This is a genomic window from Alkalibacillus haloalkaliphilus C5 (assembly GCF_000269905.1).
GTDB classification, from domain to species: Bacteria; Bacillota; Bacilli; order Bacillales; family Alkalibacillaceae; genus Alkalibacillus; species Alkalibacillus haloalkaliphilus_A.
This window is the reverse complement of record NZ_AKIF01000075.1, coordinates 1-13,735: the sequence shown is the minus strand read 5'-3', so window position 1 is coordinate 13,735 and position 13,735 is coordinate 1. Positions and strand designations below refer to the sequence as shown.

The 13,735-nt window shown below is 41.2% G+C and carries 11 protein-coding genes and 1 pseudogene; 1 reads left to right on the top strand and 11 read right to left on the bottom strand.

Translation table 11 applies throughout. The annotated features are described in order from the left end of the window. Positions 1-250: 250 nt before the first annotated feature. The 9 genes and pseudogenes from A194_RS0109185 to A194_RS0109145 form a co-directional block, all read right to left on the bottom strand. Positions 251-775, bottom strand: a complete 525-nt coding sequence (locus A194_RS0109185; RefSeq protein WP_157783047.1) for a hypothetical protein — start codon at positions 773-775, stop codon at positions 251-253. A gap of 86 nt (positions 776-861) precedes the next feature. Next, positions 862-1,809, bottom strand: a complete 948-nt coding sequence (gene hutG, locus A194_RS0109180) for a formimidoylglutamase (RefSeq protein WP_017186557.1) — start codon at positions 1,807-1,809, stop codon at positions 862-864. After that, positions 1,802-3,055, bottom strand: a pseudogene (hutI, locus tag A194_RS18000) (imidazolonepropionase). Before hutI ends, hutG begins: the two are co-directional and overlap by 8 nt. Positions 3,056-3,228: 173 nt before the next feature. Beyond that, positions 3,229-4,887, bottom strand: a complete 1,659-nt coding sequence (hutU, locus tag A194_RS0109170) for a urocanate hydratase (RefSeq protein ID WP_017186554.1) — start codon at positions 4,885-4,887, stop codon at positions 3,229-3,231. Between the two features lie 22 nt (positions 4,888-4,909). Beyond that, positions 4,910-6,211, bottom strand: a complete 1,302-nt coding sequence (locus A194_RS0109165; protein ID WP_017186553.1) for a YjiH family protein — start codon at positions 6,209-6,211, stop codon at positions 4,910-4,912. A 58-nt stretch (positions 6,212-6,269) separates the two neighbouring features. Further along, the gene (hutH, locus tag A194_RS0109160; protein ID WP_040402605.1) at positions 6,270-7,790 is read right to left on the bottom strand and encodes a histidine ammonia-lyase; all 1,521 of its coding nucleotides are present in this window, start codon (positions 7,788-7,790) and stop codon (positions 6,270-6,272) included. Positions 7,791-7,861: 71 nt separating this feature from the next. Continuing rightward, positions 7,862-8,311, bottom strand: a complete 450-nt coding sequence (gene hutP, locus A194_RS0109155) for a hut operon transcriptional regulator HutP (protein WP_029425126.1) — start codon at positions 8,309-8,311, stop codon at positions 7,862-7,864. Positions 8,312-8,407: 96 nt separating this feature from the next. Continuing rightward, complete coding sequence (locus A194_RS0109150; protein WP_017186550.1) at positions 8,408-8,941, bottom strand: acyl-CoA thioesterase; 534 nt, start codon at positions 8,939-8,941, stop codon at positions 8,408-8,410. Positions 8,942-9,098: 157 nt separating this feature from the next. Continuing rightward, positions 9,099-10,664 (bottom strand): BCCT family transporter, encoded by a 1,566-nt coding sequence (locus tag A194_RS0109145; protein WP_017186549.1) that lies wholly within the window; start codon positions 10,662-10,664, stop codon positions 9,099-9,101. 338 nt (positions 10,665-11,002) lie between these two features. Between A194_RS0109145 and A194_RS0109140 the strand changes: the two genes are divergently transcribed. Next, positions 11,003-11,485, top strand: coding sequence for a tetratricopeptide repeat protein (locus A194_RS0109140; protein WP_017186548.1), 483 nt, complete (start codon positions 11,003-11,005; stop codon positions 11,483-11,485). A 417-nt stretch (positions 11,486-11,902) separates the two neighbouring features. On the opposite strand, the gene A194_RS0109135 is transcribed toward A194_RS0109140, so the two are convergent. After that, complete coding sequence (locus A194_RS0109135) at positions 11,903-12,859, bottom strand: L-threonine 3-dehydrogenase (RefSeq protein ID WP_017186547.1); 957 nt, start codon at positions 12,857-12,859, stop codon at positions 11,903-11,905. Positions 12,860-12,891: 32 nt separating this feature from the next. Then, positions 12,892-13,735: aminotransferase class I/II-fold pyridoxal phosphate-dependent enzyme (locus A194_RS0109130; RefSeq protein WP_017186546.1), on the bottom strand; the 844-nt coding region annotated here is incomplete at its 5' end.

Sequence of the window (13,735 nt, the reverse complement as noted above, 5' to 3'; positions counted from 1 at the left end):
CACCTTGGCCTTTGCTCCCATGACGACCTGGACGGTCTAATGTCGGCGATGGTCACAAATGCAGATTTTAAAAGCTTCAGCACTTTAATTTGCGCCGAGTAACCGCAGGCGCAGGACGTGACCGTTTTTAGCGACCTGGAGTCTACGCATTTTGATTCCGCTAAGTGACTGTTCAACTAAGCTGAAAGGCCAATTGTTCGTACTTTCATTACACCCCAACCCTTTTGTCCCAACCTCTTTGCTTATAGGATTAATGGTGGAAGACGAAACTTCTTAGTGGAATCTCTTGAGCTTCTTCCTGATCATTTACTTCATATTCAATTTGTAAGTAGTCTAAGTCAAACTGATAATTCGCCTCATGCAATGTCACTTTAAAAACGATCGTAGTCGTGCGTTCTGTTAATTTAAAGTCATTAGGACGTTCATAGTCACCTACTATTTCGCGCATGTCTGGGCTAAAGCCGTAAAACAAGTCTGTTTCATTATGTGGGTCAAAAAATAGTTCAATATGAATCGATTCGTCACCACTACTGAGTACCGTGCCGTCATCTTTTATAATGTTAATGTCTTGAACGGTTGGCATTTGATCACCAGTCCACCTTAACTGCTTACCAATATAAACATCATGGTACTCCTCAAACAGACTCGCATGAGCGCCTGTATGAGAGATGTCGAGAAACTCTCCACTTTCACTATTTGCCTCAACAGCGAAATAGCCTGCTGTTCCTGACCCAATCAAAAATGTTGTTAGCAGTAGCCACCTTAATTTGTTCACCTTTGACACCTCGAATTTTAGACTAATGATCTTTTTCTCTATTATACGGTTATTATTTAAATTCTATACATCTAGCAAAAATCCTTCTATTTTCCTAGTACTTTTCCTTTCCAATATGAAAAGATGACGTGAGCAGCCACTCGACTCGTCATATTACGAAAATCAATCGTTGGGTCGATTTCAACGATATCCATCGCCTGTACTTTGTCATGTTGTGTAGCTGTTTCGACAGCTTTCATTAACGAATAACTGTCCATTCCGCCTGGGCCAATCGCTGGACAGCCTGGTGCAAAGGCTTGGTCTAACACATCCATATCGACTGATAGATAAATAAGGTCGACCTTGTTTTCTAGTTTTTGAAGCGCTTGTTGGATGATTTCATCTATTTTGTTCGCCATCACATCTTCCATTGTATAAACGGTTACGCCTTGTTGTTCAGCATAGTCATCGTAGCCTTTCGCATTCGTAAAATCACGAATACCAATTTGGACGATGTGTTCACCTTTTAACACGCCATTTTCAATCGAACGACGGAATGGCGTGCCATTTGTCGGGCCACCATCGTCTAAATTGCGAAGGTCATGGTGGGCATCAAATTGGATGACACCGATTGTACCGTATTTTTCATGGTGAGCTTTAATCGATGGGAAGCTAACGGAATGATCGCCACCTAATACGATTAATTGTTCCGCTTCTTCTTGATCTAGAACAGACTTCGTTGCCTGATAGATTCTATCTTGTGAATCTATAATGTCAGTTGGATGCATGTCAACGTCACCGAAGTCGATCACATTTTCACCTTGAAAGTCGTGACTAATCTCTTTTGAAAATGTCGAATAACTTCCCATCGCTTGGCGGATAGCTCCTGGTGCAAAGGCTGCACCTGAGTGGCTAATAGATGGTTTTGAAAGTGGCGCGCCTATAATGCCATAGCGTTTTGGGGTCCCACCTGGTTCGACAAGCAACTCATTCATTTTCATTGTATATGAATCTTTAAAAATCGCTTTGCCTGCAGGTTTTAAATAATTAGACATGAAGACCACCTCGTGTGTAGAGCTTTTTTCCAGCTTTGAACACGGTGTTCACGTGATTGACGCCATAATGATATGGAATGTATTTATAATTTGGCGCATCCCAAATGACGATGTCTGCTTGGCGCCCTTCTTTAATTTTACCAGCAACATCACCGCGGTTAATTGCGTGAGCAGCATTCGTCGTCACCGCATACCAGATCTCTTCTGGTGTCATGCGCATCTTTAATGCAGCAAGAGACATAATGAGCTGAATGTTTTCAGTAACAGAACTTCCCGGGTTGAAGTCTGTTGAAATCGCAACGGTAGCCCCCGCTTCAATCATGTCCCTTGCACGCGCAAAGTCGCCTTTACCTAAGTAGAAAATCGTCCCTGGTAGTAAGACGCCGATTGTACCTGAGCTCGCTAGTTGTTCAATTCCTTCGTCTGTTGCGACTGCTAAGTGATCACCTGACCGTGCTCCTAACTCTACTGCAAGCTGTGTGCCACCTAAAGGCTCAATTTCATCGGCGTGTAATTTTACATCAAAGCCATACTCCTTCGCTTTGTTTAAATAACGACGCGACTGTTCGACTGTGAACACACCTTTTTCTGTAAAAATATCAACAAATTCAGCTAGGCCATCTTCTTTAATTTGTGGCAACATTGCAGCCATTTCATCGAGTAGTGCATCAGGATGATCTTTATAATCTTCTGTAATCGCATGAGCTCCTAAAAAGGTCGAGACAACTTCAAGTGGATGGTCCTTTCCGACTTGGTTGGCAACGCGGAGCTGCTTCAACTCTGTTTCACGGTCCATTCCGTAACCGCTTTTCGCCTCCACGGTCGTAATGCCGTAGCTTGCCATACGATCAAGGTGGAACATCGCCTTTTTATAAAGATCTTGTTCTGACGTTTCGCGTGTTGCTCTAACAGTTGATAGAATGCCGCCACCTTGTTTTAAAATGTCTAGATACGGAACACCTTGTTGCTTTAGTGCCATTTCGTGCTCACGTGAACCACCAAATACAAGATGCGTATGTGGCTCGACGATACCAGGTGTGACAAGGCGCCCTTCACAATCGACCTTTTCATCTGCAGGCTCGTTTTCTAACTGTGAAGAAGCCGATTTTACTGATTTCCCCGTCTTCAATTAGCACGGCGTAATTTTCATAGACTGTAGATTGCCCATATCTTGACCACGCACTTGGCCGTCGTATTGATCCATCGTTAATAGTTGTCCGATATTGTATAAAAGTGTTGCCATAATAGTTGCCTCCTCATTGTTTTCTCACGTTGGGATTAGGCGAACGCTTAATTAATTAGGCGTTCGCCTGAAAAAATAGAATTTCGCCTAATTATTTTTAATTTCGCTTAAATTTCAGGGATTTCGCCCAATTACTCTCGATTTCGCTTAATTCTCTAAAATTTAAGCGAACTATATTAATCTAGCAACGGAATGTCGACGCCTTTTTCCCGAGCGGTTTCTTCAGCTAGTTCATAGCCCGCATCGACGTGGCGCGCGACTCCCATGCCAGGGTCAGACGTTAAGACACGGTCGAGACGCTCATCCGCATCTTCCGTACCGTCAGCGACGATGACCATACCAGCATGTAACGAATAACCCATGCCAACGCCGCCACCGTGGTGGACCGATACCCAACTTGCACCGTTAACACTATTGATTAATGCATTTAAGATCGGCCAGTCGGCAACAGCGTCACTTCCATCTTTCATCGACTCTGTCTCACGATTTGGTGAAGCGACTGAACCAGCATCTAGATGATCACGCCCGATGACAATCGGTGCGGAAAGCTCACCTGAAGCGACCATGTCGTTAATGATTTTCCCAAAACGAGCGCGCTCACCATATCCTAGCCAGCAAATGCGTGATGGCAAGCCTTGAAAAGCGACTTGTTCACGCGCCATACGAATCCATTTACATAAATGCTCATTATACGAAAACTCGCGTAATAGCACTTCATCAATTTTATAAATATCTTCTGGGTCTCCAGATAACGCCGCCCAACGGAAAGGACCTTTTCCCTCACAAAATTGCGGACGAATAAACGCTGGTACAAAGCCAGGGAAATCAAACGCTTCTGTTAACCCTTCATCGTAAGCTTCCTGACGAATGTTGTTACCGTAATCGAATGTGACAGCACCAGCCTTTTGTAAATCGAGCATCGCTTGGACGTGCTTTTTGATCGATTGACGCGATAACACTAAATATTCATCTGGGTTCGACTCACGTAAGTCCGCTCCTTCTTCTAATGAGTAGCCAGTAGGTAAGTAACCGTTTAACGGGTCGTGTGCAGATGTTTGGTCAGTCACTAAATCTGGCGTTACGCCGCGCTTCACTAATTCAGGTAACACGTCAGCTGCATTTCCTAAAAGTCCGATCGATAATGGCTCACCTTTTGCCTGAGCTTCGCGCGCCATTTCTAATGCTTCATCAAGTGAGTCCGTCATTTTGTGTAAATAACGGTGCTCGATTCTGCGTTTAACTCTCTCTTCGTCTACTTCAATAGCAATCACGACACCGTCATTCATCGTGACAGCTAAAGGTTGGGCACCACCCATACCACCTAGTCCAGCTGTTACAGTGAGCGTTCCTTTAAGCGAACCGTTAAAATGTTGGCGGGCCGCTTCAGCGAATGTTTCATACGTCCCTTGTAAAATGCCTTGTGTACCAATATAGATCCAACTTCCGGCAGTCATTTGGCCATACATCATAAGACCTTTTTTCTCTAACTCGCGGAAGTGCTCCCAATTCGCCCAAGCCGGAACTAAATTAGAGTTAGCCAGCAAAACACGTGGAGCGTCTTTATGCGATTTAAAGACCGCCACTGGCTTACCCGATTGTACGAGTAACGTCTCGTCCTCTTCTAAATCTTTTAACGTTTTAATAATCGCTTCATAACTCTCCCAATTACGTGCGGCTTTACCAATCCCTCCATAGACGACGAGTTCGTCAGGATTTTCAGCCACTTCGGGGTCTAAATTGTTCATGAGCATTCGTAACGCCGCTTCTTGAACCCACCCTTTCGTATTCAGTTCACTCCCTCGTGGTGCACGGATCTTTTTAATTCCTTCTACCATTATGAGTTCCTCCTTTATCAATTTAAGCTAGCAAAAATGCAATAGGTGTAGCGATAATCATTGTTAAAATGACTCTTTCGATATAAATTACAACTAGCCTTGAGATCTTAACCGGAATTTCAGTCGATAAAATACAAGGTATTGAAGCAGAGAAAAATAAAATGGATGATATTGACGTTACACCGATTACAAATTTAGTGACAAAAGACGCTTCAGCTACTAGTAGAGCTGGTAAAAACATCTCTGCAATACCAATGGCTGCAGCCTTAGCTGCTAGCAAAGGTTCTGGGATTTGTAGTAGTGCTGTAAATGGATAAAATATATAACCTAAAATATCAAATGTTGGTGTTAACTCAGCTAAAAGCAACCCGATTAAACCTACTGATAAAATCGATGGTAAAATACTCATAACCATCACTATGCCGTCTTTTAAGTTAATCCATATATTTTTCCCAAGCGATGGTGCTTGTTGTGCTACTTTCACACCTTCTTGCCATGCTTCTTTAAATATGTTTCCTTGCTTTTTCTCTTCAACTAAAGGTTGTTGATTATTGTAATAGGTTTCATCTTCATTACGTAAAGGCCATATGCGTACAGAGATTGCTGTGACAATGAATGTAATTAATAATGCTGTCCAGAAAAATGTATTCCATATATCCATAAACCCTAAAGTACTAGCAACAACAATCATAAAAGTAGCCGATACAGTTGAAAATCCTGTCGCAATAATCATAGCTTCTTTTGCTGTATACTTACCTTCTTTATAAACTCTGTTCGTAATTAATAACGCAATGGAATAACTCCCTGCAAATGATGCGAATGCATCAATAGCCGAACGACCAGGTGTTTTGAATATCGGCCTCATTATTGGTCTTAATAAAACACCGATAAACTCAAGCAATCCGTAACCTACAATAAAGGCTAAGAAAATCGCACCAATCGGAACTAAAACACCTACTGGAATTACTAAACTTTCAAAAAGAAATGGTCCAATGCTCGGATCAAATAGAACTGCCGGACCTATTTCTGTTATTAACATGACAGCAACTACTAGTCCTAAAACTTTCAATAATGAAAATACAGTCGTTACGCCATTTTTGTTCCAGTCTTTTTTGTAAAATGGATAGATAGCACCCGCTAAAATAATAAGTAATGCATAGTATGGGACTAAATCTGGAAACGTTGTCCGAATCCAAGTCACAATATGGTCTAGTGGAATTGTTGATTGATCGCCGATCGTAACTGGAATAAAAAACATAAATAAACCAATACCGCTAAATAACACTAACCTTACAAATGTCATAATACTTAATTTTTGATTCATGAAGATCCCTCCTTACTATGACTATATGCTTATCCATAGGACCTTCATGTTTGTTTCATTAGCTTTGTGATACAGGCTTTACATCCACCTCTTGTAGCCACTCCACTAACGCTTCGATATCTTTTGAAAAGGCTCGGTCATGCTTAATACTCGGTACAACATGTCGTGCTTGTGTGAATAGTTCTCTTGTTGATTGCGCCATTTTTTCAGTGCCTCTAATTTCTACTGCTTGCATGGCGCATATGAGCTCGATTGCAATGACTCGGTGAGCGTTTTGAACGATTTGGCTAGCGTGTCTTGCTCCAATTGTGCCCATACTAACGTGGTCTTCTTGGTTAGCGGATGATGGGATGGAGTCGACCGTTGCTGGGTGTGCTAACGTTTTGTTTTCTGATACGAGTGATGCTGCTGTATATTGCATAATCATCGCACCAGATTGCAAGCCGGGTTTTGGGCTTAAAAATGGCGGCAGATCATTTAATTGTGGGTTAACGAGCCGTTCGATTCGCCGTTCTGACATATTCGCTACTTCAGCCATGCCAATTTTGAGTAAGTCCATTGCAATGGCGATCGGTTGTCCGTGAAAATTACCGCCAGAAAGTACTTCTCCCTCATCTGTAAAAATTAACGGGTTGTCTGTTGCGGCATTGATCTCGACTTCTAACTTTTCTTTAACGTATTTTAACGTTTGCCATGATGCGCCTAACACTTGTGGTATGCACCGTATGGAATAGGCATCTTGCACACGTTTTTCGCCTTGTTTTGTGACGAGTTGGCTATCATGCAAAAGCTCTCTCATTCGTTCAGCTACTTCAATTTGTTCTTTGTGTCCTCGCACTTCATGAATTTTTGCATCAAAAGCACAAATAATACTTTCTAACCCTTCCATCGTCATCGCAGTAATTTGTTCGGATTGTTTTAATGTTTCTTCTGCTTGTAAATACGTTAAAGCTCCTACAGCTGTCATCGCCTGTGTTCCGTTAATGAGGGCTAAACCTTCTTTTGCTTTTAATTGAATCGGGCTAAACCCTTTCTCTCCTAAAACCTCTTGAGCTGGCTTAATCTCACTTCGATGATAGACTTCACCATCACCGAGTAAAACGAGAGCCAAATGAGCAAGTGGTGCTAAGTCTCCGCTTGCTCCAAGAGAACCTTGTGACGGAATGACCGGGGTCATGTCTTTGTTCAACAACTCAACTAACTTTTCAATGACAATCGGCCTTACACCGGAGTAACCTTTTAATAAAGCATTAGCTCGAAGTAACACCATCGCCCGACTGACTTCTTTTGAAAAAGGATCGCCAACACCACAAGCATGTGAGTAAATTAAATTCATTTGTAGTTCATCTAAATCTTGTTCATCGATCTCGACATCACTAAACTTACCAAAGCCTGTATTAATGCCGTAAATAACGTCGTGTTGCTCAACTGCTGTTTCAATCATTTTGCGACTTTCAACTACATGATGAAGTGAAGCTTCTGATATGGTAACGGTTTCTAAACAGTAAACAACACGCTTCAGTTCATTTAACGTTAACGAATGTCCATTAATCTCCAAACGACCACCTCCATTAAACATAAAAAAGGGACTTATCCTTGATTACATTCAAGAATAAGCCCCCTAATATCTCATTACTCATGGGCATTTCGTTATATGTGATTAATTCCTAAACCTGCTGTCTCATGCTCGAGTCCACGAATTGGTGCACCAATGGTTCCATAAAGCGCAACAGCAATCCATTCACCTTCTTGTTCGTCTTCGTAAGGTTTCCCTCGAACGACAGCAAATCGCAAGCCAACTGTACGCATCACATCTCCAAGTTGCACTTGACCTCTCGTCACACCTTGCACCGCTTCTAAAATGGCATGATAAAGCGCATGCATCTCACGGTATATTCCTTCTTGGATCATGTGGTTACGCTTAGCTGCTGTCTCAATGGCTGATACAACTTTTTGCAAATCCATTGATCCAGTTTTGCCTAAACAATATTGAAATGTTGTTTCGTTCATCTCGGACTTTAACCCTTCGATCTCATCACTACTAGCTAATACTAACTGAAGGGCACACTTTCCAATTCCGATACTTTGTTGGCTAGTCATATTAACACCACAATTCTCATCACTAATCAAAATTGTAAAATAATTTTGAAAAAGTGTCAATATCGTTCACTATGATTGTATGCCCTTCATATTGAGTTATGCCTTTCGGTTAGACGTTGGGTCCCAAGGGAAGTCTGCGCCGAATTTTTCAGCCAATGTTTTCGATTCTTCACGGCGCTTCTTACGATAGTCCGCACGCTCTTGCGCTCCTTCGTGTAACCACTTTTCTTCCTCTGATTCAGGATACACTGAAGGTACTTGAGTTGGTTTGCCGTTTTCGTCAATTGCAACCATCGTTAAGAAAGCTGTCGTGCAGACATGACGTTCACCAGTCAGTAGGTTTTCTGTTATTGCTTTAACGAACACTTCCATCGATGTATTGTGCGTCCACGTAACGAACGCTTCCAAGCAAATTGTACTTCCTTCTTGTACTGGTGCTAAAAAGTCCACCGAATCCGTTGAGGCTGTTACAACTGGTGTTCGTGCATGACGTGTTGAGGCGATCGCTGCTACATCGTCCATATAAGCCATTAATTTACCACCGAATAACGTCCCATGACTATTCGTATCTGGTGGTAATACGTGTGAGTTTTTTACTGTTAATGAATGAATACACGGTTTTGATTCCATCGTGTCACCTTACCTTTTAAGTCTTTATTAAGTTAAGACTACTTACTTAACATTAATCTTTGTTTATTACGAACTTAGTATACCACCTCAAGTGCTTGAATACATAAAGAAATACTCAAAGAAAAAGGCTTACTGGCAAACGCCAGTAAGCTTTATATTAATCATCTTTCTTTTTAATTCCTTGCTCCTCGGCAAGTTTTTTGGCTACTTTAACTGAATCCCATACTGGTGGGAGCAATAAGAGTGACACTGGTACGGCTGTTACAACGATAAAGTTTTGTAACAAACCGATACTATCACCGCTACCTTCACCAATTGCGATTAGCGCAATGGCAATAGCACCAAAAAGAAGTGCCCAGAATACACGGACATAAGTGCTCGGTTCATCATTACCTGTTACGGCAACTGCTGATGCGTATGACATCGAGTCTGTTGTTGTAGCAACGAAAATAATCGTTACAATTAAGAAACCAAATGCTAATAACGTTCCTAATGGCAACTGCTCTAAAATGGATGCAACCGCAGCTTCTTGTCCGACATCGGCCAGCGGAACAGATATACTCTCTGGGTTTTGAATTTCTAACCAAACTCCTGTACCACCAATTGTCGCAAACCAGAAGTTACTTACAATCGGAGCCATAATAGCTACAGCTACGACAAGCTCACGAATAGTACGTCCTCTTGAAATACGACTAATGAAGATCGCCATCATCGGTCCGAAACCAATAAACCAACCCCAGAAGAAGACGGTCCACCATGCTAACCAGACTTCATCGCCACGCGTTAAGCTCATCATTAAATAATTTTGTAATTGGAAAGCTTCTGCGGCAACGAATGCATCTAAAATGAACATCGTCGGACCAACGATTAAAATAATGATCATTAAAACAACAGCAAAGCTAACATTAAATCGACTTAATATCTGAATACCACGATCAACACCTGTAATCGCAGAGATCGTTGCAATCGTAACTAAAATAACGATAAATGATATTTGTGTAAACAATGTACTAGGAATTCCAAATATGTCTTCAAATGCGTAGGCTGCTTGTAATCCTAAAAATCCGATTGCACCAATTGTACCTGCAGCTACCGCAATAATGGATGTTACGTCTGCTAGTACACCCCAAACGTTAAAGCGTTTGAACACTTTATCACCTAATAATGGATAAAGCATCGTTCTTGGCTTTAACGGCATACCTTTATGGTAGTGAGCATACATAATCACAATCGTTGCGACTGTACCTAATACAGCCCAAGCTGAGAATCCCCAGTGGAAGAATGCTTGTGACAATCCTGGCACAACACGTTCCCATTCACTCATTCCATCTGAATTAAACAGAGGAGGTGTATCCAAATAGTGTTGGATTGGTTCACTTGCTGCCCAAAACACACCACCTGCTGCTAATAACGTCGTTAAAATCATTGCCACCCAACGGAAGTTACCGTATTGTGGCTCTTCTTTATTACCTAAACGAACACGTCCATAACGTGAAAACATTAAAATCAAACTGACAATCAATGTTGCAAGCATTAATAATTGCCAAAATAAACCGAAGTACCTAGCTGAAAAGTCGAACGATGCACTGACAGCCTCAGATGCGAAATCTGGTGTGAAGAAGGCTAATAATAAGAATAAGAGCAAGAACCCTCCACTAATCGCAAACGGGCCCCATTGTGTGCCTGTTCCTAAATACTCCTCGGTATAATACTTTTTCTTCATCCTTTTCCTCCTGTAAAATGCTGTTATATAATTGCCCGGTTTATGTTTACCTCCAGCTCCTCTCCGCTTATAAGGTTTTCGCACAATTAAAATTAAATTGTAGTTTAAAAAGACATATTTCGTCAAAAATTTTGTTTACCTAGAAAGTGCTAAAATTTAGCGAATTTTAAAGCCATTTTACGCTGACCTAATATAGGTAAAGTTATTTACCTTCTAATCATGTTATTTGCTACTTTTTAAAAATTATTATAGTTGGTATTGGGAAAGTCGATTATTTGAAATAAATAGCGGGTTTTGCTTAAACTATAGAAGGAGATTGTAAAAAGGAGATTTTCATAATGACACAACGACAAGAAGCTTTTCGGTTAAAAGAGGAAAGAAAATTTTCTGAAGCACAGCCTATATTTGCAGAATTAACGCAAAGTCATTCAGACGATCATCACATTTTGATAGCGGCTGCTTATGTCCATGAGCAAATGGAAATGTTTCCCCAGGCTATAACGTTTTATCAACAAGCATTAGATTTTGAGTTAAATGAAGAGGAACGTAAGGAAGTTTTACTTCGCCTTGGGATTAGTTATCGTGCTGTAGGGTTGTATGATAAAGCGAAAGAAACGTTAGAGGTTGGTATGAGTGAATATCCGAGCTATAATCCAATGTATGTTTATTTTGCGTTTACGTTGTACAATTTAGGTGATTATGATTTGGCGATGGAGATTATGGCACAAAAGTTGCTAGAAACAACGAATGATGATGATTTAGTTAAGCAACAGCAGCTTATTGAGTTTTATGCTAGTAGTTTAGATGAGACGTTTAACTAATTTAGGTTAAGACAGAACTAAGTGTTAATACACAAAACCCGACCGAAATCATAATCTGAATTCGTTCGGGTTTATCTTGTATCACCGCTACATCAAAATGCTTCGCTTTTACCCGCAGGGCACAAGGGCAACATCTGCTCAAGCTTCCTACGGTCACTTGTCGCAGTGTTTTCTATGCAGGGGCGGCTGTGAGCCAAGCTACTACTTCGAGTAACTTCCTTGCGCTTTGCACCGAGGAAGCCTGCTTCGAAGCTTAGCTAGAAGACGCAGGTGCATCCCGGGGTCTCACCCAGGCCTTTGCTCCCACAGGAGTCTACGCATTTTGATTCCGCTAAGCGACTGCTCTATGCTTAATTAAGCTGATTGGCTAACTCCTCGTGTTTCATTACACTGCAAATCTTTTGTCCCAACCTCTATTTACAAAGAAACATTTAATTTAGCTTTTAATTTTTCTAACATATCCTCACTCATTCGGTCGATATCGTAATCGATTGAGAAGCCCCATTCTTCTTTTGCTTTGGATGCATCTATTGAGTTTGGCCAGCTGTCGGCAATTTGTTGTCTTACTGGGTCTACTTCGTAATCAAGTGTAAACTCAGGAATATGCTTTTGGATCGCTTGCTCGAAATGCTCAGGTGCAGCACTTATTGCTGTAACGTTATATGCATTACGATTTACAAGCTTAGAAGGGTCAGCTTCCATTAAATCGATGATCGCTTTAACTGCATCTGGCATATACATCATATCCATATGTGTACCTTGTCCAATGTAAGATGTATATTGTTTATTTTTTAACGCTTCGTAATAGACTTCGACCGCATAGTCTGTTGTTCCACCGCCTGGTTCAGTCACATACGAGATTAAGCCTGGGAAGCGTACACCACGTGTATCAACGCCGAAACGTTGGAAGTAATAATCTGATAAAAGTTCACCAGCTACTTTATTAACACCGTACATCGTTGTTGGGCGTTGGATCGTAAGCTGTGGTGTTAAATCTTTAGGTGTTGTTGGTCCAAACGCGCCGATTGAACTTGGTGTAAAGAACTTGGCATCTAGTTCGCGTGCGACTTCTAGTGCATTCATAAGGCCATTCATATTTAAATTCCAAGCTAATTGTGGGTTACTTTCAGCTTTAGCTGACAGTAACGCAGCTAAATGAATAACTGTATCAACTTGGTATTTGTTGGCAATATCATGCATTTCTTTACCTTGCATGACATCCAAAGTTTCAAAAGGGCCTTCCGTTACAACTGGGCTATCAGCTTCACGAATGTCTGTTGCAATAACATTGTCTGTACCATACTGATTACGCAAAGCCATTGTTAGCTCTGAACCGATTTGGCCAAGTGAGCCGGTTACTAAAATCTTCTTCATCGTAATAGTTCCTCCTATCCCCTCGTAAGCTTTTAGATAACGTCCATTTCTTTACCGACTTTCTCATAAATCTTAATAGCGTCATCTAACATCTCTTTTGTATGTGCTGCTGTTGGCATATTTCTAACACGACCCGTACCACGTGGAACAGTTGGGAAAACGATCGCTTTAGCATAGACACCTTCTTCATTAAGGCGCTTACTTAACTGTTGTGTAGTTTTCTCATCACCAATAATACAAGGTGTAATTGGCGTTTCACTCTCACCAATGTTAAATCCTAAACCTTTTAAACCTTCTTTTAAGTAGTTACCATTTTCCCACATCTTATCGTACAGCTCAGTTGACTCAATTAGTAGGTCAATGGCTTTTGTAGCTGCTGTTACATCTGCAGGTGATAATGAAGTTGAGAATAAGAAAGGTCTTGAGCGCACTTTTAACCAATCGACTAATTCTTGTTTACCTGCTACATAACCACCGACAACGCCGATTGCTTTAGATAATGTACCCATTTGGAAGTCAATTTTGTCTTGAAGTCCGAAATGCTTAACTGTACCAGCACCTTTACCTAAAACACCTGAACCGTGGGCATCATCTACGTAAGTAATTAAGTCGAATTCTTCAGCAATCTCAACAATTTCAGGTAACTTGGCAATGTCACCGTCCATTGAGAATACACCATCTGTAATAACCATTACTTTGTTGTACTGACCAGATTCTGTTGCCTCTTTTGCTTTTTGGCGAAGGTCTTCCATGTCATTGTGACCGTAAGGAATAATTTTCGCCTTAGATAAACGGCAACCATCAATAATTGATGCGTGGTTTAATGAATCCGATAAAATAGCATCATTTTTATCCATTACCGCTGAGACTGCCAAG